The 22,506-nt window shown below is 53.9% G+C and carries 22 protein-coding genes and 1 pseudogene; 7 read left to right on the forward strand and 16 right to left on the reverse strand.

Annotation, left to right across the window (positions count from 1 at the left end):
- Positions 1-41: 41 nt before the first annotated feature.
- The 4 genes from dbpA to RTN40_RS01345 all read right to left on the reverse strand — a co-directional run bounded on the left by dbpA (position 42) and on the right by RTN40_RS01345 (position 3,965).
- Positions 42-1,415 carry an ATP-dependent RNA helicase DbpA gene (dbpA, locus tag RTN40_RS01330; protein WP_312226871.1) on the reverse strand — a complete coding sequence of 458 codons (1,374 nt, stop codon included), beginning with the start codon at positions 1,413-1,415 and terminating at the stop codon, positions 42-44.
- A 60-nt stretch (positions 1,416-1,475) separates the two neighbouring features.
- Positions 1,476-1,625, reverse strand: coding sequence for a hypothetical protein (locus RTN40_RS01335; protein WP_186370524.1), 150 nt, complete (start codon positions 1,623-1,625; stop codon positions 1,476-1,478).
- Between the two features lie 277 nt (positions 1,626-1,902).
- Complete coding sequence (gene zntB / locus RTN40_RS01340) at positions 1,903-2,886, reverse strand: zinc transporter ZntB (protein ID WP_312226872.1); 984 nt, start codon at positions 2,884-2,886, stop codon at positions 1,903-1,905.
- Between the two features lie 68 nt (positions 2,887-2,954).
- On the reverse strand, positions 2,955-3,965 hold the full coding sequence (locus tag RTN40_RS01345) for a methyl-accepting chemotaxis protein (protein WP_409418502.1): 1,011 nt from the start codon (positions 3,963-3,965) through the stop codon (positions 2,955-2,957).
- Between the two features lie 610 nt (positions 3,966-4,575).
- On the opposite strand from RTN40_RS01345, the gene RTN40_RS01350 reads away from it, so the two are divergent.
- On the forward strand, positions 4,576-5,760 hold the full coding sequence (locus RTN40_RS01350) for a sensor domain-containing diguanylate cyclase (RefSeq protein ID WP_312227195.1): 1,185 nt from the start codon (positions 4,576-4,578) through the stop codon (positions 5,758-5,760).
- Positions 5,761-5,791: 31 nt separating this feature from the next.
- On the opposite strand, the gene RTN40_RS01355 is transcribed toward RTN40_RS01350, so the two are convergent.
- On the reverse strand, positions 5,792-6,199 hold the full coding sequence (locus tag RTN40_RS01355; protein ID WP_312226874.1) for a cupin domain-containing protein: 408 nt from the start codon (positions 6,197-6,199) through the stop codon (positions 5,792-5,794).
- Positions 6,200-6,327: 128 nt separating this feature from the next.
- Positions 6,328-6,507, reverse strand: a complete 180-nt coding sequence (locus RTN40_RS01360) for a hypothetical protein (RefSeq protein WP_312226875.1) — start codon at positions 6,505-6,507, stop codon at positions 6,328-6,330.
- A gap of 77 nt (positions 6,508-6,584) precedes the next feature.
- On the opposite strand from RTN40_RS01360, the pseudogene RTN40_RS01365 reads away from it, so the two are divergent.
- Together RTN40_RS01365 and RTN40_RS01370 are read left to right on the forward strand one after the other, a co-directional pair.
- Positions 6,585-7,106, forward strand: a pseudogene (locus RTN40_RS01365) (DeoR/GlpR family DNA-binding transcription regulator); the annotation flags it as partial.
- A 64-nt stretch (positions 7,107-7,170) separates the two neighbouring features.
- The gene (locus tag RTN40_RS01370) at positions 7,171-8,064 is read left to right on the forward strand and encodes a dihydrodipicolinate synthase family protein (protein ID WP_312226876.1); all 894 of its coding nucleotides are present in this window, start codon (positions 7,171-7,173) and stop codon (positions 8,062-8,064) included.
- A 3-nt stretch (positions 8,065-8,067) separates the two neighbouring features.
- On the opposite strand, the gene RTN40_RS01375 is transcribed toward RTN40_RS01370, so the two are convergent.
- Positions 8,068-8,514, reverse strand: coding sequence for a GNAT family N-acetyltransferase (locus RTN40_RS01375; RefSeq protein ID WP_312227196.1), 447 nt, complete (start codon positions 8,512-8,514; stop codon positions 8,068-8,070).
- A gap of 19 nt (positions 8,515-8,533) precedes the next feature.
- Positions 8,534-9,136: a helix-turn-helix domain-containing protein gene (locus tag RTN40_RS01380; RefSeq protein ID WP_312226877.1), complete on the reverse strand. Its 603-nt coding sequence runs from the start codon at positions 9,134-9,136 to the stop codon at positions 8,534-8,536.
- 43 nt (positions 9,137-9,179) lie between these two features.
- Between RTN40_RS01380 and RTN40_RS01385 the strand changes: the two genes are divergently transcribed.
- Positions 9,180-9,881, forward strand: a complete 702-nt coding sequence (locus RTN40_RS01385; RefSeq protein ID WP_312226878.1) for a B3/4 domain-containing protein — start codon at positions 9,180-9,182, stop codon at positions 9,879-9,881.
- Here the strand turns inward: RTN40_RS01385 and RTN40_RS01390 are convergent.
- The 4 genes from RTN40_RS01390 to RTN40_RS01405 all read right to left on the reverse strand — a co-directional run bounded on the left by RTN40_RS01390 (position 9,868) and on the right by RTN40_RS01405 (position 13,599).
- Positions 9,868-11,253 carry an FAD-binding oxidoreductase gene (locus RTN40_RS01390; RefSeq protein WP_312226879.1) on the reverse strand — a complete coding sequence of 462 codons (1,386 nt, stop codon included), beginning with the start codon at positions 11,251-11,253 and terminating at the stop codon, positions 9,868-9,870. The two genes, RTN40_RS01385 and RTN40_RS01390, sit on opposite strands and share 14 nt — an antisense overlap.
- Positions 11,254-11,512: 259 nt before the next feature.
- Positions 11,513-12,304, reverse strand: a complete 792-nt coding sequence (locus RTN40_RS01395; RefSeq protein WP_312226880.1) for a hypothetical protein — start codon at positions 12,302-12,304, stop codon at positions 11,513-11,515.
- A gap of 9 nt (positions 12,305-12,313) precedes the next feature.
- Positions 12,314-12,631 carry a hypothetical protein gene (locus RTN40_RS01400; protein ID WP_312226881.1) on the reverse strand — a complete coding sequence of 106 codons (318 nt, stop codon included), beginning with the start codon at positions 12,629-12,631 and terminating at the stop codon, positions 12,314-12,316.
- Positions 12,632-12,987: 356 nt separating this feature from the next.
- Entirely contained in the window at positions 12,988-13,599 is a 612-nt protein-coding gene (locus RTN40_RS01405; RefSeq protein WP_312226882.1) for a TetR/AcrR family transcriptional regulator, read from the reverse strand.
- 127 nt (positions 13,600-13,726) lie between these two features.
- Between RTN40_RS01405 and RTN40_RS01410 the strand changes: the two genes are divergently transcribed.
- Both RTN40_RS01410 and RTN40_RS01415 read left to right on the forward strand, forming a co-directional pair.
- On the forward strand, positions 13,727-14,122 hold the full coding sequence (locus tag RTN40_RS01410; RefSeq protein ID WP_312226883.1) for a RidA family protein: 396 nt from the start codon (positions 13,727-13,729) through the stop codon (positions 14,120-14,122).
- A 31-nt stretch (positions 14,123-14,153) separates the two neighbouring features.
- On the forward strand, positions 14,154-15,161 hold the full coding sequence (locus tag RTN40_RS01415) for an NAD(P)-dependent oxidoreductase (RefSeq protein ID WP_312226884.1): 1,008 nt from the start codon (positions 14,154-14,156) through the stop codon (positions 15,159-15,161).
- Between the two features lie 56 nt (positions 15,162-15,217).
- On the opposite strand, the gene RTN40_RS01420 is transcribed toward RTN40_RS01415, so the two are convergent.
- Positions 15,218-17,314 carry a pyrroloquinoline quinone-dependent dehydrogenase gene (locus RTN40_RS01420; RefSeq protein WP_312226885.1) on the reverse strand — a complete coding sequence of 699 codons (2,097 nt, stop codon included), beginning with the start codon at positions 17,312-17,314 and terminating at the stop codon, positions 15,218-15,220.
- 10 nt (positions 17,315-17,324) lie between these two features.
- Entirely contained in the window at positions 17,325-17,690 is a 366-nt protein-coding gene (locus tag RTN40_RS01425; protein ID WP_312226886.1) for a hypothetical protein, read from the reverse strand.
- Positions 17,691-18,019: 329 nt separating this feature from the next.
- Between RTN40_RS01425 and RTN40_RS01430 the strand changes: the two genes are divergently transcribed.
- Positions 18,020-18,589, forward strand: a complete 570-nt coding sequence (locus tag RTN40_RS01430; protein ID WP_312226887.1) for a DUF4142 domain-containing protein — start codon at positions 18,020-18,022, stop codon at positions 18,587-18,589.
- Between the two features lie 117 nt (positions 18,590-18,706).
- Here RTN40_RS01430 and RTN40_RS01435 read toward each other — a convergent pair whose 3' ends face one another.
- On the reverse strand, positions 18,707-20,896 hold the full coding sequence (locus RTN40_RS01435) for a TonB-dependent siderophore receptor (RefSeq protein WP_312226888.1): 2,190 nt from the start codon (positions 20,894-20,896) through the stop codon (positions 18,707-18,709).
- A 273-nt stretch (positions 20,897-21,169) separates the two neighbouring features.
- Positions 21,170-22,489 carry a D-serine ammonia-lyase gene (gene dsdA, locus RTN40_RS01440; protein ID WP_409418503.1) on the reverse strand — a complete coding sequence of 440 codons (1,320 nt, stop codon included), beginning with the start codon at positions 22,487-22,489 and terminating at the stop codon, positions 21,170-21,172.
- Positions 22,490-22,506 lie beyond the last annotated feature (17 nt).

A 22,506-nucleotide genomic window follows, 5' to 3' on the forward strand; every position in this document is an offset into this window, starting at 1 on the left:
TCCGGCGGTTTATCGTCGGAGAGCTTCCTTGCTGCCCTGCTCTACTTTAGCAGCATCACCCGGCAGCTCTTGCCTTTGATCTTACCGCTCTGTAACTGCTTCCACGCCTGGCGAGCCACGCTCTGCCGCACCGCCACATAGACATGCGCCGGATGAACGGTAATTTTGCCGATATCCGCCCCGTTTAATCCCATATCACCGGTCATTGCACCCAGCACGTCGCCCGGACGCATTTTGGCTTTTTTACCGCCGTCAATCACCAGGGTCGCCATCTCCGCCTCCAGCGGTACTACCTTGACGTTGGCGGGCGCGCTGAGCCAGTTCAGCTTCAGTTGCAGCATTTCAGCGAGGATATTGGCGCGCTGTGCCTCTTCCGGTGCACAGAAGCTGATCGCCAGCCCGCTGTTACCGGCGCGAGCGGTACGGCCGATGCGGTGTACATGCACTTCCGGATCCCATGCCAGCTCGTAGTTCACCACCAGCTCAAGGGATTTGATATCCAGGCCTCGGGCGGCCACGTCGGTGGCGACCAGCACGCGAGCGCTGCCGTTGGCAAAACGCACCAGGGTCCGGTCGCGATCGCGTTGCTCCAGATCACCATGCAGGGCCAATGCCTCCTGACCGGCGTCGTTCAGCGCGTCACATACCTCCTGGCAATCTTTTTTGGTATTGCAGAAGACCACGCAGGAGGCAGGCAGATGCTGGCTGAGCAGCTTCTGCAGCAGGCTAATTTTGCCCTGACGGGAGACCTCAAAGAACTGCTGTTCGACGGCGGGCAGCGCATCTACGGTGTCGATCTCAATGGTTTGTGGCGAGCGCTGAACGCGGCCGCTGATCGCCGCGATAGCCTCAGGCCAGGTTGCGGAGAAGAGCAACGTCTGGCGCGACGCTGGCGCAAAGCGGATCACCTCATCAATGGCGTCGCTGAAGCCCATGTCCAGCATTCGGTCGGCTTCATCCATCACCAGGGTTTGCAGAGCGTCGAGGTTAACGGTGCCCTTCTGCAGGTGATCGAGCAGACGGCCCGGCGTGGCGACAATAATATGCGGGGCATGCTGTAACGAGTCGCGTTGCGCGCCAAAAGGCTGGCCGCCGCAGAGCGTCAGAATTTTAATATTTGGCATATAGCGCGCCAGCCGACGAAGCTCGTTGGCAACCTGATCCGCCAGCTCGCGGGTCGGACAGAGGATCAGAGATTGAGTCTGAAAGCGGCTGGCATCGATGTGCTGCAGCAGGCCGAGGCCAAACGCCGCCGTTTTACCGCTGCCGGTTTTTGCCTGCACGCGCACATCCTGACCCGCCAGGATCGCGGGCAGCGCCGCAGCCTGTACAGGCGTCATGGTGTGATAACCCAGCTCATTAAGGTTATCGAGCTGGGCTGTGGGCAGGGTATTCAGTGTTGAAAAAGCGGTCACAATATTTTCTCGCGGTAAAAGGCTACGTCAGCAGGCGCGTATCCTCTCAGATCTGCCTCTTTAACGCGACATTTTAATCGGTTCCTCATTAGGCGGCGGGTCGGGCAGCGGCTGTGGCCGGGGAATGGGTTCCGGAACCGGGACCGGATCGGTTGGCACCGGATCGGCGGGCAGAGAGTCAGTGGGATTCAATAAGGTAAGGCTGGACATGTTTTACCTCCTGGTGATGGCATCGCTCCCTTTAAGGGTAGAAGCTGATGAACAAGAGGCAAAAAAAAGCCGACTATTTGAAGTCGGCGTCGTACGAATCAATTGTGCTATGCAGTAATTCAAAAAAGGAAGTAAGACAATATGGAGCGCAACGCCCATCGCTTGACGTTGCATTCACCTGCGAGAGAGATATTGCCTTAAGCGTGCGGTCTGTTTATTGATTTCGCGCAAGTAAAACGGCGTTTTTATGTTCAACTTTTGTTAAAAATGTGAAATTTTACAGCCATTTACTGCGGTGCAGCCACCAGGTTACGCCGCCGATGAGCACTACCAGCATCAGGCAAAATAGCGGGAAGCCCATATGCCACTCGCCGCCGGGGATCCCGCCCAGGTTTACGCCAAACAGGCCGGTCAAAAAGGTACTGGGTAAAAAAACCATGGCCATTAACGACATGGTATAGGTCCTGCGCGCCAGCGACTCCTGCATCACCTGAGTGATCTCATCGGTCATGACCGCCGTGCGAGCAATACAGGCATCGATTTCATCAAGCCCGCGGCCCAGCCTGTCGGCGATATCCTGCATCCGCCGACGTTGATCGTCATTCATCCACGGAAAGCGCTCGCTGGCCAACCGGGCATAGACATCGCGTTGAGGCGCCATATAACGACGCATGACGATAAGCTGCTTACGCAGCAGAGCCAGAAAACCGCGCGGCGGGATCTGCTGATCGAGCAGGTTATCTTCCAGATCGATGATTTTATCATGCAGCTGCTCAATAAACTCGCTGGCGTGATCGGTGAGGGCGTCACAGACGTCTACCAGCCAGCCGCCGCAGTCAGCAGGCCCGGTCCCCTCCTCCAGATCTCTGACCACGTCGTCCAGCGCCAGCACTTTACGCTGGCGGGTAGAGACAATGAGGCGCTCGTCCATATAGACCCGCATGGCGACAAGCTGATCGGGACGTTCATCGGTACTGCCGTTAATGCAGCGCAGCGTGATTAGCGTCCCTTCGCCCATACGGGTAACGCGCGGGCGCAGACTCTCTCCCGCCAGCGCATCGCGTACGTTATTAGGCAGTAGCGGCGTGGATGCCAGCCACTGGGCGCTCTCCGGCTGGGTATAGTTTAGATGTAGCCAGCACGGGTGTGCGCCGTCAATAACGTCATCATTGCCCAACGGCTTAACGCCACCTTTGCCATCCAGCAGCCAGGCAAAAACCGCATCCGGCACGTTAACGTCCGATCCCTTAATCGCCTCCACGGCTCCTCCACATTCAGCATGCTAATAGTGACAGTCTAGCCGGATGGTGAAAGTAAGTAATCTGAAAATTAGCCATCGTACTGAATTTGCAGGGGAATGCGTGAAGAGCCAGCCGCCGTAGAGTCCGCTAAGCGGTAGTTACGGGTTCTGCTTTGCAGGTCAGTCACCTGGCGTTTAAGTACGTCAGAGGAGCCAGCCAGCTCATCTACCATCGTGGCGTTACTCTGGGTAACACGTTCCAGTTCGGAGAGCGCCTGGGTAATCTGCGCGATGCCCTTCTCCTGCTGCAACGTGGCGACGGCGATCTCATCCATCAGCTTGCTCAATAATCCAGAGCCAGAGACGATATCGAGCATATTCTTTTCCGCCTCGCCAACGACGGTTGCCCCTTGGGTGACATTTTGCGCGGTAACGTCGATGAGGGATTTAATGCTTTTTGCCGCCTCAGCGCTACGGTGGGCAAGATGGCGGACCTCACCGGCAACGACCGAGAACCCTTTTCCATGCTCACCTGCCCTTGCCGCTTCTACCGCTGCATTCAGCGCCAGAATATTTGTCTGAAAGGCAATGCCATCGATCAGGGAGATAATCTCCGTCATCTGGCGTGCACAGTCGGTAATAGACTGCATGTTCGAGGCTACCTGCGTCATTAGCTCCCCGCCCTGACGTGCGCAGCGAGTCGCTTCAATCGCCTGTTGGCTGGCAAGCTGGGTGTTGTTAGCATTATTTTTGGTGCTGGCGGCCATCTGCTCCATGCTCGACGCCGTCTGGATAAGTGCCGCAGACTGCTCCTCTGTTTTTACCGACAGTTCGGCGCTGCGAGCAGAGAGCTGGTGAGAGAGATCTAAAGCGGACTGGGATGAGGCGCGAATTTCACGCACCAGAGTAGCAATACTGCTGGCGAGGTTGTTAATGCCAGGGATCAAACGTCCCGCACAGTTATTACCAAACTCTGGAATAGTGACAGAGACGTTCCCGGCCGTTACCTCATCAATGCTTTTTTTAACCGTATTGATGGGTGAAACCAAATAGGCGGTCATGTAAAGCCACATAAAAAGCAGGGTTAGCGCAGATATCATACTCGTTAGCAGCGGCAGGGTGCTATTTTTCGTGAGAACGATCACTAATATATTCATTAGCCCAAATGAAGCGAGCAAGAAAAGCATTATGAATGTGCGCACGCTTGTATTTCGGAACATAAAACAACCCTGTTGTACATCAGTAAAAGATATCAGTTTTATAACATTCGGAAATGGCTTTTTCATCTCAATTTTTAATTCATAACATGTTTACCGTTAAGTGATGTTAATTTGCAAGATGTTAGCATATTCATCTGCTATAGCATTCAATGGCAGCAATAACATGCAAAAATAGAGCAAATAAGCACCACTTTACAGCAAAATATATCATACAAAGAAAGCTTAAGATTTCTTAATAATAAGGAGAATGCACTTAACTGAAATAGATTTAAGCACCGCTTAAATGATTTAAAAGGTGAATATATAAACGCTTACGGGTGGCGAAAATTAGCACACCTCAGAAGCAAGCCGACAACGTGTTGAAAAAATGACTTTTTAATATTTCATTTATCGGCAAAATGGTAAGCAGGAATACTTACGTTGAGTCATACACACAGCAAAAAATAAAAACAGGAAGCATACAGTGGCATGTCATTTTGATTCTCTGAATATGTTAGCGACCCCGATATGGATTGTTGCGCCGGAAAGTGAAGAGTTAATCTTTGCTAACCAGCAGGCGCAGTCCGTATCGAAAGGCACTACTCTGGCGTCCATGCGCAGCGGCGAGTATTCTGCCGTAGCACATCAAAGCCTCACCGCCTACGCCACCAGCCTGAAAAACCAGGAGGATATTATTGAGGTCTGGTCTCTTCCCTCTGACGACGGAGCACGTACGCTAAGCTGTAAGCTCTCTGCGGTTGAACTTGAAGATTGGGGCGAGGTTATCGTATTTGAAGGGCTGACGCCGCGCGGTAACACTGGCTTAAAGGCGAGCCGCTCAGCCGCCTACCGACCACGAAAAAATGGGTTTTATGCCCGGTTCTTTTACACTACGTCTGCCCCTATCGTCCTGGTCGATCCTGCCCGAGAGGGACAGATTGTTGATGCCAATCTCGCGGCGCTACGCTTTTATGGCTACAACTATGAAACGCTCTGTACTATGCACATATGGCAGATTAATACGCTCGGTCGTAATATACTGCCGATCGTCGCGGAAATTGCTCACCTGCCCGGAACACACAAACCTCTCTCTTTTACCCACCGTCTTGCCGATGGATCGACTCGTGACGTACAGGTCGCGGTCGGTCCCGTCGAAATTTATGGCGAACGGCTGATACTGTGTGTCGTCCATGATATGAGTGAGCAGAGAGATCTTGAGCAGGCGCTGGAGAGTGCCGAGCGTCGGGATCCCTTAACCCGGTTATTCAACCGCCGCGAGGCGGTACAGCAGCTTGAGAGGCAGCTTCCCGTAGCCAACAATGTCAGCCTCCTGCTGGTAAATATCGATCGCTTCAGAGATATCAATCAGCGCTACGGGCATAAAAAAGGGGACGAGGTGCTAATTCATCTTGCCCAGGCGTTGAATACATGGGAGCGCAGCGTTGTTTTTCGCTGGGATGGTGGGGAGTTTCTGTTGCTGCTTCCTGACACCGCCCTGGCGGCAGCGCTGAAGGCTGCAGAGGATCTTCGTGCCGAGGTTGAAAAGATGGCGATACCTGATATCCCTCCGCTTACCGTCAGCGTCGGCGTCGCACAGTATCTGGCCGGGGAGAGCCTGGACTCGCTGTTCCAGCGCGTCGATGAGGCGTTATATCAGGCAAAAAACAGAGGCCGCAACAGCGTGTTTGCGGCCTGATCGTTTATGAGAGCTTAATAAACGGCTTTTTTTAGGGGAGCTGGCTATACGCCTCGTCGCTAACCGGCTCCAGCCACTCGTTAGATGCTCCCTCGGCAGGGATCTCGACGGCAATGTGCGCGAACCAGCTGTCGTGCGCTGCGCCGTGCCAGTGCTTTACGCCTGCCGGAATATGCACAACGTCGCCGGTCTTGAGTTCGCGAGCAGGCTGGTCCCATGCCTGATACCAACCTCTACCGCCGGTCACCAGCAGGATCTGTCCCCCTTTGTGGTGAATATGCCAATTATTTCGGCAGCCCGGCTCAAACGCCACGTTACCCATGTTTACCCCCTCGGTGGAGAGCATGGTGAGGTAACTGGTCCCGGTAAAATACTGAGCATAGGTCTCGTTCTTTTCCCCACGGGGGAAAACGCTATTACCGTCAAATGTCTCTTTCATGGTGACTCCACTTTCGCTCAACGTGATGAATGCAGGGAGTATAACGAAGGGTATCAGCGACGATTAGGGGCAAAAACAGGGACGGACTTATGAGCCAAACTCATAGATAAAGCCCGTTCCTGTTTATCTTAAACCTCTTCTCTTAGCTTTATGTTTTTGTTGAGCGCAACGCTAAGCAGCAGCACAACGATCATCAGCGCGGCCACAAACACAAAGGCATGAGGTAGCGAGCTATGATGGGCAATAAAGCCGATCATCGCCGGACCAGCCAACACGCCGATATAGCCCAGCGTGGTGACTGCGGGCACCGCAAACCACTACCCGCAGTTGACCAAAGCGAGCAATAATAGCGTCGCCGCAGAGGCGTCCGGCGGTCATCGCCACGGCAAAACAGGTAAAGCCCAGCCCGCATAGCGAGTCCGGTAGCTGCATTTTTATCGACACGGGAACCACCAATCTGGCGATGGCGGAGGCGCTCCCCGCTGAGCTGGCGCTTACCGTAGTGACCAACTCGCCGGAGATTGCAGCGGCGCTGCTGAAAAAGCCGCTGTATGAGGTGATTATCCTGGGCGGCCAGGTTCAGCGCGCCTCAGGCGGCTGCGTAGGCATGCCAGCCATCTCCCAGATACAGGGGATGCTTTTTGATCAGGGATTTATCGGCGGCTGTGCGATGGCCCCGGAGTCGGGCCTGACGGGATTTGACTATGCCGACTGTGAATTTAAGAAGGCAGTGATTGCCCAGTGCAACGAGACCATCGTCGCGCTTACGGCCAATAAGATCCCCGCCGTGGCCCGCTACGTGGTCGCTGCCTGTAGTGAGATCGACATCATGGTCGTCGAGGAGAATATCAGCAAAGCCTATGCCGATGCCTTTCGCGGGCACGATATCCGAATCTATACGGTGTAATAATTTGCCACCATGCCGGCGAATACCCGTTCTCTTTTTATTCTTCAATTGACTGGAGTGTGTCATGTTCAGCGGACTTAGCGCGTTTCCCCTCACGCCCATTACAGCGTCAGGTTTCGATGAAAAGGGATTTAGCAAAATTGTGCAACGGATCGTCGCAGCCGAAGCCGACTCTATCGGCGTGTTAGGCTCTACCGGAAGCTATGCCTACCTGACCCGGGAGCAGAGAAAACACATTGCCACCCTGGCCGTAAAGCACGCCAATAATATTCCTGTGATGGTCTGTGTCGGCGCTGTCGGTACGGAACAGGTACTGCATCTGATCGATGATGCGCAAATGGCAGGTGTCAGCGCCCTGCTGCTGCCAGCCCTCTCGTACCAGCAACTGCGGGAAGATGAAGTATTTGCGCTGTTTGACACCGTTACGCGCCACACCTCCCTGCCTGTATGTGTGTACGATAATCCCGGCACTACGCACTTTGCGTTTTCCGACGCGCTGTATGCGCGTATAGCGGAGCTGCCTGGAGTGAGTTCTATCAAGATCCCTGGCCTGCCTGAGGAGCCTGAGAAGGCTGCGGCCCGGGTCGCGCAGATCAGAGAGCGACTGCCGGCAAAAACAACCCTTGGTATTAGCGGTGATGCGTTTGCGGGGGTTGGGCTGAATGCTGGCTGTGAGGCGTGGTATTCGGTATGTGGGGGGCTTTTCCCTCGTGTGGCAAAAGAGATTACCGAGGCCGCTGCACGCGGCGATCGCCAGCAGGTCACCCAGCTGACCGAGCGTCTTGCCCCGCTGTGGCAGCTATTTCGTAAGCATGGCGGCAGCATACGCGTTATCGCCGCCGCAGCAGGCGTGCTGGGTTTGACCAGCGGCGATTGCCTTCCGCGCCCGCTGCTGCCGCTTTCAGCAGAGCATACCGCGGAAATCGCCGCTGTTATTAATGCACTGGGACTGGAATAGGCTCTACAGGTAAATATCCGGGCGATTAATCTGCCAAACAAAATTCGTACGGTTGAGAGGCTGGTAACCCAGCTTCTCATATAACCACGGCGCGCTATCGGTCACTAACATGATGCGTCTCAATCTAGACATCAACGGATGTGCCTGGCAGCACTCCACTAACCAGCGCCCCAGCCCCTGGCTTTGATAATCTAATAATACATACACATCGCAAAGATAGCCGAATGTGGCGTAGTCCGTTACCAGTCGGGCGAAACCAATCTGCCGCTCGCCGTCAAATAGACCAAAGCAGAGGCTATGCTCTATAGATAATTTGACGGTTGCAACGTCAATACCCGGTGCCCATGAGGATTGAGTAAGATAATTTTGGATTGCAGAAATATCCAACCGACGCTTATCCGTGGTAACGCAAAAATCACCTCGAATATATTCTACACATTGCTCGCTCATCAGGTTCTCCAGGCCACTATCAGCGGCTTTTTTCATACACCGTCATGGTAAATTCAAGCGCGTCGTGGGTGTCATTCATATAGGCATGGGGCGTATCGGTTCTGGCCACCGCCGAGCAGCCCTCCTTAATGAGGTAATCACGCCCATCGACCCGTAGCGTTAGCTGGCCCCGGTTAACAAACAGCAGTTCACAGGTGTCAGCCGGATGACCGGATGAGGCAAACGCTTCGCCGGGATACATTACCCACTGCCAAAGCTCCAGCATATCCGGCCCGCTGGTACCGGCCATCAATTTCGCACTTCCGCCTTTTTCGCCCTGCCACAGCACGGGGATCTCATCCCGGTCGATAAGATGAACCGTCGGTTCGCTGGCAACGTTCACGACGTCAGCTACGGAGACGTTCATTGCAGCAGCGATTTTGCACAGCAATGCAATGCTGGGATTAGCCCTACAGCCTTCGATATCCACCAGCATCCCCTTGCTGACGCCGGAGCGGCGGGAAAGTTCATCCAGCGACAGTTTCTTTTGGCTGCGATAGAGCTTGATGCGCTGGGAAACCGCTTCGTTGATGGCGCTAACGTCGGCACCACTCGCGGTCGTTATATTGACTTTTTTGGTCATCGGTCGATATCATAGAATAAAACAGTCATTACAGGATTATGCGATGTCTTCTATGTTACCGTCAATTAGCCCGGAGCTGGCACGTATCGCTCCAGGGTTTCGTGCGCTGAGTATCTATGTCAAAGCCGCTCCGCTGTGTGATCTACAGGTTGGAGAGCTGGCGCTGAAAGAGGCCTGTCAGGCCGTGCTTGACGGTCAGCCAGCATGGGCCGAAAACCACCTGAACGCCTGGGGTGACGTGTTCAAAGCGTTTGGTGCTAAGCCCAGGCGTACCCCCTGCTCTGCCGAAGCACTGCGCAAGCGGGTGCTGCGGGACGGCACGATGGCAGCGCTGGATCCGGTCGTTGATCTCTATAACGCGGTCAGCCTGCGCTATGCCGTACCGGTGGGCGGAGAAAATTTCGCTGCGTACAGCGGCTTACCGCGATTGGTCATTGCCGAGGGAACAGAAGCGTTCGATGCCATGAAAGAGGGGCAGCCCACCGTCGAGTCGCCCGAGCCGGGAGAGGTTATCTGGCGTGACGATATTGGCGTAACCTGTCGCCGCTGGAACTGGCGTCAGGGCGTTCGCACCCGCCTGAGCGCAGCCGATAAAGAGATGTGGTTTATTCTGGAGAGCCTGCCGGAGATGCCCCTCGATGAGCTATACGCCGCCGGCAAGATGCTTACCGACGGCCTTACGCAGATGATGCCTGGGGTGGCGTTTGAGGCCACACTGGTGAGTGTTGATTCTATACCGGCCTGATGTTCTGATTCATGCGGAAGAGATTGGTTGAGTCATACTTATTCTTCAGCTCGACAAGTCGATCCCAGGTCGCACCGTACGCGAAGGCGATGCGGTCGGTCTCATCATGGGTGAGGAAATTAATGTATGCCCCGTTGCTGGCAAAGGGTTGTGATTTAGCGAAAAATTCTCTCGCCCAGGCGATGCAGCGCTCATCCTCGGCAGCGGTTTCCCAACGGCCATGCACATTCATGACGTAGTTGGCGTCCCGGTTTGAGTAGGCCATCGCGTCGGGGGCTACGCTGGCCGTCTGGCCGCCAATCGTTCCAATGAATATCTCACACTGAGGCGACGGCAGTTTGGCCGCGTATTCAATAATGGCATCGATAACGCCATCGTTGAGCTGCGAGAAGTTGTGCGACTTCCAGTAGTTGCGCGCCCCTTTGACCAGCAGCGGATCGAAGGCCTGCTGCCAGGCGACATAGGGCTGCACGCCGATGTGTTCGCCGAGCACCGTGCCGAAGCCACGCAGCGGCTCGATAAGCCTCTCTCCTTCATCAGGATCGCCCACATAGCACAGCGCCAGCGCCACCATCTCCTTCCCGTGAACATCTTCGGGCAGGAAAGGAAGCGGAGGCGCCTTGCGGGTGACCATCCAGACGTTGAGTTCATCTGGCATCGTCTCGGTGAATCTGGCGAACTGCGAGATGACCTGTTTTGCCTCAGCAAACGGAAAGACAATAAGCCCACTCAACACGTTCGGCCCGACGGGATGGAGCTGAAACTCGAAGCGCGTCACCACCCCAAAGTTGCCACCGCCACCCCGCAGTCCCCAAAAGAGATCGGCGTTTTCTGATTCGCTGGCATGCAGCTGACGGCCATCTGCCGTAACGACCTCGGCGGAGAGCAGGTTATCAATGGTCATTCCATATTTTCGACTTAGCCAGCCGAACCCGCCGCCGAGGGTCAGGCCAGCTACCCCTGTGGTCGAATTGATGCCCAGCGGCGTGGCAAGACCATGGACCTGAGCTGCCTCATCAAAATCGTTGAGCGTGCAGCCTGGCTCGACGCTGGCCCGGTGGGTATTCAGGTCTATTAACACTTCTTTCATCAGCGAGAGATCGATCATCAGACCGTCGTCGCACACGGCATTACCGGCAATGTTATGCCCACCCCCGCGGATTGATATAAGAAGATCCTGCGTGCGGCCAAATTCGATAGCCTGGACGACATCTTCAGCCGACATGCAGCGGGCAATGAGGGCGGGCCTGCGGTCGATCATGGCGTTCCAGATCTGGCGCACCTCGTCATAGCCTGCCTCATCAGGAAGGATCACTTTCCCATGGAAGTGCGTTTTGAACTCGTCGATATTGTTCTTAGGTAACTCGTTCATGATTGTCTCCTGGATGTGTTTATCCCTACCAATTATGGTGGGTTCATTGCAGGTTCTGCTGGATTACAGGAGACTTGTTGAGAAGTTTGTTAACCAGGTCATAATCAGGTTCGGCACCGGGCCACGCCTCTGTCCAGGGTTGCGCGTCTGGGGCAGGAAGGTGGAGAGGGTTCGGTGATCGCCTGAGCGATCACCTTTAGTAGGATGACAGTTACACAGAATGACTGACAGGCGTCTCGGACAGGCATTTTTTTACTGCTTACATAGCGCTACTGCTCGTATAGCTATTGCGGTTTTGCTGAAATCTTTTTCTGATCACACTATTGAGATTTACCATCTCAGGATTAATTGAAGCATCTGGGCCTGAGGGCTGCATCGTACTTACTGCCTGATACCGGGAACTTATAGCATTTGCTTCAGGTGCGTGGCTTTCCTTAGGCTGACGCCATTTCCCTGTTTCTTCCACTCCGTCGTCTCTGGCGATGGATAATTTAGGGAACTCTTCTGCAGGAATAACCATTTGAAGGTTATTTTGGGTAAGTTTAATATTTTTTTCTCCCATAGCAATTCTCTCCTCGCCCTCAAATGCTGTGAGTATGTCTAGATCTGAACCGGCCATGCCATTCCATTGGGCGTGTTGTAACGGTTGGTTGCTATAGAGCTTCAGCACTACTGGTTTTTTTTCATCAGGGAGTTGTGGCACGGGTTGCAGGGAAGGTGAACCAAACATGCTCCAGATGCTATTCGTGACTTTTGCAAAGAAAGACGGGGGCGCTGCCGCTCGGCCAAGGCCCCTGGGGTCTGCAGAGCCTGCGGCAAGCGCTTTGTCTTTCGCAATATAGAAACCTTGCCCAATTTGTCCGTGGGGAATTTTGTCAATATCCAACCCATGTTCGATGATGTTTCTTGCGGAAGCTTCATTTGTACCGTGATAGCCAATAAATTCTGCGCCTTCGCCATGTTCTTGTTCTGACTCTACGGCCTGAAGATTGGGAACGCTGACGCTTCTTGTCAGTCTGTATTCTCTATGACGTTGATACTCAATACTCATTACGCCAGCTCACCTGTACCTCGCCGCATCAAACAAAGCCACCTGCCAGCCGCTGTCGGTGCTCTCCCGCCTCAGTACCTCACCTGCCAGCGAGGTAATGCTGCGCAGGTTCGCCGCAGCCGTATTGTCGGTCAACCAGGTGGCAAACAGGCGCGGGTCACGACTCTGTAGTACCCGGCTGTCATCGCTAATATGATGGTGATCAACCAGCAAATAAAGCGGAGCGCTTGCCAGTTTACGATTCCAGTTTAGGGAGCGTATCATTACACCCCGATTATCGGTGACGCTGACTACCGGCGTACCGGTGGCAAAAGTTGGACTACTCATAGCTTACTCCTTCAGATAAGCCTTATGGGTTATTTTATTTGCTGCGACTACTCTCTGTTGCTGAAATTTCAGCACAACCATTAGCATTTATAATATACTGATTTTTAATGTTTCTTTATAATATCAGCAGCCTGCGAGCGAGATGACTTATAAGAATGTATCAATGCCCGTTTATTGTAAAGTTAGGTGCGCTGTGATGTGATATTTAGAAAGGTAATGGCAAAAATATAAGAAGAATACGTGTTCTTTTTATCCGCTACGTAATTAAAAAAATAGGGCTTCATTAGCTGAAGCCCTATTTTTCATGACACCCCGCGCTACGTCAACAACGCGCTTTCTAGCCATCATGTATGCGTTTAGTAGGATTCTCTATTTAGAGAGTCATTACGTAAGCCGCTAGCCAGTTGCGTAAACACCGCAATGATTTTTGGCAGCGCTTTCTCCGGCTCGTTGCTGGCCGCTATCCATATCGCCGCGTTCATCGCAGCACTGTTTAACATATGTGCTGCGGCATCTGCATCAACTGCTTTGAGAATGCCGCGGTCGAGCATTTTTTTAACGGTATCGCGAGTGGCTTCCAGGCAGCTAATCTGCCCAGGCCACTGGGCAGGATCGCCAAGAAACGCCGGGCCATCAAGCAGCACGATGCGTCGTACCTCGGGATCCAGAGCCATCTTGATATAGGCGACACCTTCAGCCAGCAGCCTTTCCCAGTCATCACGTGTATGGGAAGCATCAGCCTTAGCACGCTGTGCCATCTCACCATCTATCTGGGCTACCACAGCGGCAAGTAACCCCTTCTTATCACCAAAATTGTGATAGAGCGCGCCACGCGTAAGCCCAACGCTGGCCGTTAATTCATCCATTGATGCAGCGGCAAACCCTTTTTCAGCAAATGCTTTTCGTGCTGCCGTAAGCAATTTTGCACGGTTTTCCTCCATAGTTTCGGCGCGACGTCTGACAACCATACGTTCTCCATATTCATTTGACATACACTGCGTATGTGTGATTAATTTTACATACGCCGCGTATATTAAATCATCTATCCGTGCCGCGCTTTATGTTTTTCACAATCAATAAAGTAAAGGAAACCCTATGATTCAACGCGAACCGATCTTCCCTGCCAGCCGACATGCTCTCTATGAAGAGCACGGTTATTCGGCTGCGATACGTTCCGGCGATTTACTGTTTGTTTCCGGCCAGGTGGGTAGCCGCGCCGACGGCACGCCGGAGCCTGACTTTGCCGCTCAGGTGCAGCTGGCGTTTGATAACCTGAAAGCGACGCTGGCGGCCGCGGGCTGCACCTTTGACGATTTGATCGATGTCACCACTTTCCATACCGATCCGCAGAATCAGTTTCCAACGATCATGCAGGTGAAAGAGACTATTTTCTCGCATCCCCCCTATCCAAACTGGACAGCAGTGGGCGTTACCTGGCTCGCAGGATTTGATTTTGAAATTAAGGTTATAGCCCGAATACCTACCCCTTAGTCGTTCATCATCTAAACGAGGAGACACGCTTATGTCATTAGATCCGATTCTATTAATGGGCGGTTCCGGTTCAATTGGTCGCCAGGCCGCTCGGGCGATACACGCTATCTATCCCGATGTTCCCCTGCTGGTCGGTGGCCGCGACCTTACCAAAGCACAGAATGCAGCGGCAGAGATGGGACTTGCGCAAGGTGTCGCACTCGATACGGCGTCTGCTGACCTGGGGCTTGGCGAGCAAAAAGTCAGCGCTGTGGTCGTTCTCTATAAGGATCATGCCCTCGCCGGACTCCGCTTCGCCCAGTCGCGCGGCATACCGCATCTGAGTATCTCTTCGGGAATATTTGAGATCGCCCCGGAAATCGCCAGCTTTATGAATGCACCGGATGCCTCAGCGGTTGTGCTTGGCTATGAGTGGCTGGTAGGCGCCACCACGGTTCCTGCGCTTCATCTGGCGAAATCGTTCAGCCAGGTAGATGAAATTCGTATTGGCGCGCTGGTTGATGAAGAAGATACCGGCGGTCCGGCGGTGGCCGCTGATTTTGAACATCTCAATCATCTGCTGCCGGAGGCGCTCACGCTGCGGGATGGTCTCTGGCTATGGCGTGAGGGCGACGACGCCAAAGCGGTTTTCTCCGCGCTCGACGGTACTGAAATTCATGCCACCGGCTTTTCCTCAATCGACGTGACGGGGCTGGCCGCCGCTACCGGCGCGCATAGCGTTCAGTTCGACCTGGGTCAGGGCGTCAGCTCAAGCCGACGTAAAGGCGGGACATTATCGACGGAGATCGTTCTGGCTATTTCTGGACTCGATCATGCTGGACAGGCGCTGCGCACCCGACATGCGGTAGTACATCCGGGCGGCGCGGCCCCGCTAACAGGAATGGGGATCGCCTTGCTCCTGGAGCGGCTGATCGGGCTGGATGGACAGTCGCCGGTAGCACCCGGATTATACTTCCCTTATCAGATTCTGGATGCCGCGCGCTATTTAGCGCGTCTGGCGCAGGAGGGGGGAGAGGTTCTGGAAATGCCTTCGTCATAAGGGTAACGTGGGGCACTAAGGCCCCACGCTGTTTACAATGACAGTATGCCGAACGGTTATTCAGGTAGCGCGTAGACCACTACCTGATCGCCCACCTGATCCTTCAGGATGGTATTGCCACCGGCGACGAACGCGACATACTGACGGCCTTTGTACTCATAGATTGACGGATTCGCTACCGCAGGCGCTTCAACCTGATCGGACCACAGCTCTTCACCGGTATCTACAGAGTAGGCGCGTACTTTGGCATCCATTGACGCACCGATAAAGACCACTCCTCCCGCCGTCACGGCAGGGCCACCGATGGTTGGCGAGCCCCAGCTCTCCGGCATAAAGAAGCCATACTGTTGCGATGCGCCAACCGGGCGACGCCACTTCACATCCCCCGTGTGCATATCCAGCGCCACGATTTCACCAAACGGCGGCTGCCAGCACGGCATACCAAGCCAGTTATTTGCTACCATCAGACGCATGCCGTAAGGTGCGCCTTCCTGAGGAGCAAAGCCGCTCTCGTTGCCGGAGCCTTTATCCGCTTTCTCATAATCCTCACGGCTGTAGAGCTTCACGTACTGCACAATATGGGAGGTGTTAACGATGGCGATCTGTTTTTGTGGATCGAACGCCACACCGCCCCATTGAACGCCACCTGCACTGTCCGGATAGGTCAGCGCACCTTCGCCCTTCGTGGTGGGCGGCGTGTACATCCCCTCGTAGGTCAGATTATCCCACAGACGAGAACACTGGCCAGCACCCACAACATCTGCCAGTTTCCAAATCTCTGGCTTCTTCGATTGGTCAAGCAGCGGCGCTGGTTTCGTTGGGAACGGCTGCGTTGGCGAGAGCACCTCACCCTGAACCGAACCGTCGCCCTGCGGCACAGGACGCTCCTCAATAGGCCAGACATCCTCCCCGGTCAGGCGGTTCACGACAAACAGAAAGCCCTGCTTGGTAGCCTGAATCAGCGCCGGGATCTGTTTGCCATTAACCGTGATATCCATCAGGGTCGGCGCAGAGTTGATATCGTAATCCCACACGTCGTGATGCACCCACTGACGAGACCAGACCACCTTGCCGGTGTTGATATCCAGCGCAGTCGTGGAGGTTCCCAGCGGAATAGGTTTGGTGCGATTGCCGCCCCAGTAGTTCGGGGATGGCGATGATACCGGCAGATAGACCAGACCATTAGCCTCATCGGCAGACATGTGAGTCCAGACGTTGGCCGTACCGGTGCTTTTGCGGATCTCTGCCGGAATCGCTTCAAAGGTCCACTCCCGCTCGCCGGTCTGTGCATTGATCGAGAATACCGCCCCCGGAGGCGCTTCGGCATAGGCCCAGTCCTTGCCAGCCCAGCCAACAAGCAGGTGGTTGCCGACTACGGTTGGCGGCTGCAGGATGGATAACGGGTATTTAGCGTTAACCGTATTCCACTGATTAATGTTCAGCACGCCGTTGTCAGCAAAATCGCCGCACGGCTTACCTGAATCGGCATCCAGCGCATAGAGGTTGCCATCCACGGTGCCCATATAAACAATCTTCTGGCACGCCTCTCCGGCAACCGGATTTTTTGCCTGCCAGTATGAGACGCCACGATTTTTCAGTACCGGCTGGGTCAGGGCTTTACGCGATGATTTAGTATCGTAATGCCACTTCTCTTTCCCTGTTCCGGGATCGAGGGCAATCAGGCGATCGAAAGGCGTACCAATATAGATCGTTTCGTTGGCAAAAACAGGCGTCGCTGACCAGACGGTGGCCGGGGTTTCACCCTTTCCGTCCGAGACGTCGCCGGTATGAAATTCCCAGATCTTGGTTAACTTATTGACATTATCTGCTGTGATCTGCGTTAGCGGACTGTATTTCTGGGCGTTAAGTTGGCCATGAAAGCTGTCCCAGGTGGCGGTAGAAGGAACCAGCGGTGTCGCTGGCTGCGCGACTGATTCTACTTTTTGTCCGTCATTTTTGTCCGTTGAAGCATCGTCAGTGGTTTTGGTGGTTCCCGGCGCTTGTTGATCGGCCGCATCCACGTTGAGTTCTTCCTGGGTGCCCTGAGATGCCTCAGCGGCTTTATCCTGCGCCTGCAGCGTGAGCGGAGTCACCAGCAGCGCCAGCGCCGTCATGCTGACTTTCAGTAATGGCGAGTGTTTTTCGTTGTGCACGGGCGGCTCCTTAAGCTCTGGCGTGGTGATTGTGACGAACGGAATTGCTGCTCAGCACAATCAAACCGATCAGGCCGACCACCATTGCCGCGGTAATGATGTACTGATGCAGCAGCGCGCCAGCAAAGCCAATACCGAACAGCATTACAAGGGTGACAATAATCAGGAAAATGCGCGCTCCACGGCGGGATGCGCCACGCAGTATAAAGGTCAGTATCGCCAGCAGCACGCTGGCGATGGCCACGCCCAGGGCACCGATAGTGCCGGTGACGCCAGTGAGCGGTGTCAGCCACGCGTATATAGCCACCGCGAAGCCGATCACCGCTGACAGCAGCAGCAATAGAGTGCCGATGCGTGAGGGTTGAGATTGCAACATACCAGGAAACCCCTATCAAAAATGAACAATGGTTAATGTGGCGTAATGGTGGGCTAATGCGGCGGTTATTCCCGCAGGACAACGCCTTATGCGGGGCAACAGCAGCAATATCGCTCACTAAACGTAAATGAGTATAGAAGAAGGATTTTTTTATGGGCCGTTAAGCCGAGCCGCTTGTTTGCTGCCGCTTTCCCTTGAAGGCCATACCTTTGCCTGACGTCTCAACTCGTTGATGCACTATACTGACCATTGCAGTTGTAATTACATACGAGGCTGCCCATAGATAATTATCTAACAACAACCCTACCCATGACCTTCAGGAGTACAACATGCAAAAGAGTAAAACCTTGAAAGGGCTGCTAGCCGCATCGGCAGTCGCAGCACTGTTCAGCGCCGTTGGCGTGCAAGCCCAGCCGCAGACGAACGCAGCGCAGAGTGGTGCCGCAGGCCAGACCGAATCTAGCGCAAGGCTCAGCTCCGGCGACGAAAAAGCGTTGAAGGACATGGCGCAGGCCAATATCAATGAAGTCGCCGCCGCCAAGATTGCCCTGAGCAAGGCCGAAAGCAGCGACGTCAAAGCATTCGCGCAGAAAATGGTCGATGACCACGGCGCTGCCCTGACTAAAGTACAGTCGGTCGCCCAGCAAAAAGGCGTGACGCTGCCGACTGAGCCGGATGCCCAGCATAAGGCCATGGTCGACAAGCTGGAAAAGCAGAGCGGCGATGCATTTGACAAGATGTATATGGAGAACGCTGGCACCAAAGACCACCAGATGGTGCTATCGAAGCTGCAGAGTGACGCCAAAAACATCAAGGATGCGGATGTGAAGGCGCTGGCCGACGCGCACACGCCGGTGGTTGAGCAGCATCTGAAGACTGCCCAGGAGATGAATAAATAGGTTCGGTGGACACATACTCCTGCTCAGCGCCATTCCTGAATCGATGGCGTGTCAGAAAAATGATAAGGAACGAGAAGAGTGTAAAACTGCCGCCCGCCTTGCAGGCGGCAGTGATTATCAGAATAAGACCGAGTAGTTAAGACCGAAGGTACGACCGCGGCCTTTGTAGGTATACAGGTTCGCAGCACCGTAGGTTGGGCTATACAAACCCGGCGCACGCTGTCCCCACGCGGTGGTATACTCTTCATCCAGCAGGTTTTCTACGCTAAAGCTTAGCTTGCCCACGGGCAGAAGATAACTACCTAATAAATCAACGGTATTATAACCCTCAATCTGTTTACCGGCTTCATCAGACAAATCAAACGTCTGCGTACTTTGCAGACGCAACGTCCAGTCGCCCGGTGCCCAGGTGACCCATGCGCTCATTTTAGACGGGCTGGCACTGTCTACCGTCAGCTTTTCCCATTTACCATCGACGCGGGTTTGCGATTTGATGACGTTAAAGTTTGCACCGGTGCTCCACTCGCTCTCTGTAAAGAAATAATCCACCTGGCCTTCAACGCCGTAGATGCGACGCTTGTCATCTTCAACATTAATAGTCATGTCGCTTTTATTAATGTTGATGGTTTTGTCGGAGAGCGAATAGTAACCGGCAATCTGGGTGCGCAGGTTATCCCCGGTATAGCGCCAGCCCAGCTCGTAGGCATCAACTTTAATACCGTCGAGCGTCGAGTCGTTAACGTTAACGCTGTTTACCAAACGATAATGGCCGTTCTCCAGCTGATAGGTGCCGGAGCCGTAATATTTCGCCAGGTCCGGGATCTCAAAGCCCTGTGAGAAATTAAACCATAGCTGCTGGCGATCGGTCAGATGGCCCAGAATACCGGCGTTAAATAGCAGGTTGTTATAGTCGGTTTTACCGCCCGGTACCGCGTCTGCCGAAGTGGCTCTGCCTGTAGCAATTGCCTGTTGTTGGGCGTAACCAATAAAGTCATCGACTCTGTTTTCCGTATACTGATAGCGCACTCCGCCGCTCAGGGTGATAGCGGAGAAGTCGTAGCTCGTTTGCAGGAAGGGAGCGAGGTTAGTGATGCTATAGCCCGGATAGCGGCCAACGTTATAAGCGTCATCCAGTTTCATGCCACCGCTGGCAGCCGCTTTGTTGAGGTCGAAAAATTGCTGATTGGCGTCGAAAACTTCATGCTCGGCATCCATACCCCATGTCAGCGTCAAATCATCCAGCGGTTTGCTATTGAGGGTAAGCTTGCCGCCATAGAAATCGGTTTTCTGCTGTGATGCGCCAATGCTGGTTACCCGGCCACCTGAAAGCGTTGGGAAGGGATAATACGTCAGGCTCTCATCGCGATAGTAAATTTGAGCAAGGAGATCCTGGCCCCAGAAATCGGTGTTGGAATATTGCAGGTTGATCAGGTGGCGTTCAGTGCCAGGGATCCGGTCGGAGTCGAGATTATTTTTGTTATATGCGTTGCCGGAACCCGTCACTGCCGCGAAATTCTCGCCAAGATAGAGGCCGTGCTTACCGTCGGATTCACTTTTGTAATACTGCGTGGTGAGCTGCAACTGCTGATGATCGTCAATATTCAGTGTGCCGGTGCCCATCACGTCCAGGCGATCGGAGTATTGTAAACCGGTCTGGGTATTATCGATGATCACCTCGTTGCCGTTGCCGTCGTACCAGCCGCCAAAGCGTTGATAGGCAACTGACAGGCGCCCTGAAGCATTGTCGTTGCCGCCGCTGACCGCCGCCGCGATGTTCTCGTCATTATCGTTATGGCTGTTGAATCCCGTTTTCATGCCGGTCTGAAACTCGACTTCCGTTTCCGGTTGGCCCTTTTTGGTGACAATATTAATTAAGCCACCGGTACTGCCACCGCCGTAGAGGGAGGTTGCGCCGGAGATAACTTCAATGCGGGTAATATTAAACGGATCGATAGAATCCAGCTGACGACTGTCGCTACGCGAGGAGTTTAAACGCACGCCATCGACCATTACCATCATTGAACGACCGCGCATATTCATACCGTAGTTGGTACGCCCCTGGCTGCTGACATCCATACCGGGAATCAACTGCGCCAGCACCTCTTTAAGCTCTTTTCCCCCCTGCACCTGCTGTTCAATTTCATTCTGTTCAATGACCCAGGTAGTCTGCGCCATGTCGGACATGTTGTGATTTGTCCGGCTGGCGGCGACCAGCAGTGTCTCTTCTTTATGTTCTTCAGCAGAGGCATTAGCGGCTAACATCATTAATAAACAAGGATTTATAGCCCAATAGCAACGCGGTTTCATTATTATGATCGTCCTGATTATTTCGAGGTATGAGTAGCGTTAATGCCACATAGCGCATGAACGCCAGCCTATCGAGTGATAGTAATTATCAGAATCATATGAATTATCATTACAATGTAAACAGCTAGTGTAAAAAAATGTTTCTATAATGGCCTGATTTTTATGAGGTTTTGGCGTGCGGAGTATGACTGAGGGGAAAAATCGCTGATGCCAGGGTTCTCTGACAGAGAAAAGCAGCAGCGATATTTTTATTTACTGAGGCAGAGCACCTGCTTAGCGTTTCCCTTTCGCGAGATACTCCTGCATCTCTTTCTCAGGAACCATCCCACCGCCGGTAGCCCAGACCAGATGAGTGGCGTTAGCCATGGCTTGAGCTGAGAGCGCGCGCTGCGTCTGCCAGGCGACGTTCGTCGTGATGCGCTGTGGCCCGCTCATGCCAGCCAGCGCGGAGGGTTCAAGCCGGATACCTTCGGTCCGATCCAGCATCGCCAGCAGGTCATACATCGACTCATCGCTGAGGGTATAGCAACCATCAATAAGCTGCTCCATGGCCCGACCAACAAATCCGGATGCCCGTCCAACGGCCAGACCGTCTGCTGCCGTCTTGTTGTCGATCCCGATCTCCTGCACGGATATAGCATCGTGCAGGCCGGTACGCATGCCTAACAGCATACAGGGCGAGTGCGTAGGCTCAGCGAAGAAGCAATATACGCCATCTCCAAAGGCAAGCTTGAGTCCAAAAGCAACGCCGCCAGGTCCGCCCCCTACTCCACAAGGAAGGTATACGAAAAGAGGATGTTCGGCATCAACGGTAATGCCCTTATCCTGCAACTGTTTACGCAGACGCAGCCCTGCTACCGAGTAGCCCAGGAACAGCGTTCGGGAGTTCTCATCATCAATGAAAAAACAGGCTGGATCGGATCCAGCCGCTTTACGTCCCTGCTCAACCGCCACGCTGTAGTCCTGCTCATATTCCATCACCTCCACGCCGTGGGAGCGGAGCTTATCTTTCTTCCACTGGCGCGCGTCGGCAGACATATGTACGGTAACGTGGAAGCCGAGCCTGGCGCTGATAATTCCGATTGATAGTCCCAGATTCCCCGTTGAGCCTACGGCAATTTTATACTGGCTGAAGAACTGGCGGAACGCTGGTGAGAGCAGGATGCTGTAATCATCTGTCGTACTGATAAGGCCAGCTTCAAGGGCGAGCTTCTCCGCGTGGGTCAGCACTTCATAGATCCCCCCGCGCGCCTTTATTGAGCCTGAAATCGGGAGGTGGCTGTCTTTTTTAAGCCAGATATGTCCTGCTACCGGACTACGCTTCTCCAGCTCCGCCTGCATCAGCGGTACCGGAACCATATCGGACTCGATAATGCCCGCCGTAGCGGCCGTTTCCGGGAACGCCAGGGCGAGCAGCGGTGCAAAGCGATGCAGGCGAGCCTCGGCATCTTCAGCATCTGCGAGCGTCAGCCCTACGCGCTTGAGGCCCTCCTCCGCAGGCTTAACCTGTGGATTGAACCAGATAGTTTCGCGCAGGGACTGCAGCTCGGCGACCTCAGGCGATGAAAAAATATCTTTTGTAAGTTTGCCCATATTTGTCATACCAAAAG

Origin of the sequence: Pseudescherichia sp. (genome assembly GCF_031987975.1) — a bacterium.
In the GTDB taxonomy this organism is placed as follows: Bacteria; Pseudomonadota; Gammaproteobacteria; order Enterobacterales; family Enterobacteriaceae; genus Pseudescherichia.

Excerpts from the sequence above, each read along its gene's own strand:
- RTN40_RS01345 (WP_409418502.1), bottom strand. The coding sequence starts at position 3,965 with ATGATATCTGCGCTAACCCTGCTTTTTATGTGGCTTTACATGACCGCC.
- RTN40_RS01375 (WP_312227196.1), bottom strand. The coding sequence starts at position 8,514 with ATGAGCGAGCAATGTGTAGAATATATTCGAGGTGATTTTTGCGTTACC.
- RTN40_RS01410 (WP_312226883.1), top strand. The coding sequence starts at position 13,727 with ATGATTCAACGCGAACCGATCTTCCCTGCCAGCCGACATGCTCTCTAT.
- RTN40_RS01385 (WP_312226878.1), top strand. The coding sequence starts at position 9,180 with ATGTCTTCTATGTTACCGTCAATTAGCCCGGAGCTGGCACGTATCGCT.
- dsdA (WP_409418503.1), bottom strand. The coding sequence starts at position 22,489 with ATGGGCAAACTTACAAAAGATATTTTTTCATCGCCTGAGGTCGCCGAG.
- RTN40_RS01335 (WP_186370524.1), bottom strand. The coding sequence starts at position 1,625 with ATGTCCAGCCTTACCTTATTGAATCCCACTGACTCTCTGCCCGCCGAT.
- RTN40_RS01405 (WP_312226882.1), bottom strand. The coding sequence starts at position 13,599 with ATGGTTGTCAGACGTCGCGCCGAAACTATGGAGGAAAACCGTGCAAAA.
- RTN40_RS01390 (WP_312226879.1), bottom strand. The coding sequence starts at position 11,253 with ATGAACGAGTTACCTAAGAACAATATCGACGAGTTCAAAACGCACTTC.
- RTN40_RS01400 (WP_312226881.1), bottom strand. The coding sequence starts at position 12,631 with ATGAGTAGTCCAACTTTTGCCACCGGTACGCCGGTAGTCAGCGTCACC.
- RTN40_RS01435 (WP_312226888.1), bottom strand. The coding sequence starts at position 20,896 with ATGAAACCGCGTTGCTATTGGGCTATAAATCCTTGTTTATTAATGATG.
- RTN40_RS01350 (WP_312227195.1), top strand. The coding sequence starts at position 4,576 with ATGTTAGCGACCCCGATATGGATTGTTGCGCCGGAAAGTGAAGAGTTA.
- RTN40_RS01370 (WP_312226876.1), top strand. The coding sequence starts at position 7,171 with ATGTTCAGCGGACTTAGCGCGTTTCCCCTCACGCCCATTACAGCGTCA.
- RTN40_RS01355 (WP_312226874.1), bottom strand. The coding sequence starts at position 6,199 with ATGAAAGAGACATTTGACGGTAATAGCGTTTTCCCCCGTGGGGAAAAG.
- RTN40_RS01395 (WP_312226880.1), bottom strand. The coding sequence starts at position 12,304 with ATGAGTATTGAGTATCAACGTCATAGAGAATACAGACTGACAAGAAGC.
- RTN40_RS01380 (WP_312226877.1), bottom strand. The coding sequence starts at position 9,136 with ATGACCAAAAAAGTCAATATAACGACCGCGAGTGGTGCCGACGTTAGC.
- RTN40_RS01425 (WP_312226886.1), bottom strand. The coding sequence starts at position 17,690 with ATGTTGCAATCTCAACCCTCACGCATCGGCACTCTATTGCTGCTGCTG.
- RTN40_RS01415 (WP_312226884.1), top strand. The coding sequence starts at position 14,154 with ATGTCATTAGATCCGATTCTATTAATGGGCGGTTCCGGTTCAATTGGT.
- RTN40_RS01430 (WP_312226887.1), top strand. The coding sequence starts at position 18,020 with ATGCAAAAGAGTAAAACCTTGAAAGGGCTGCTAGCCGCATCGGCAGTC.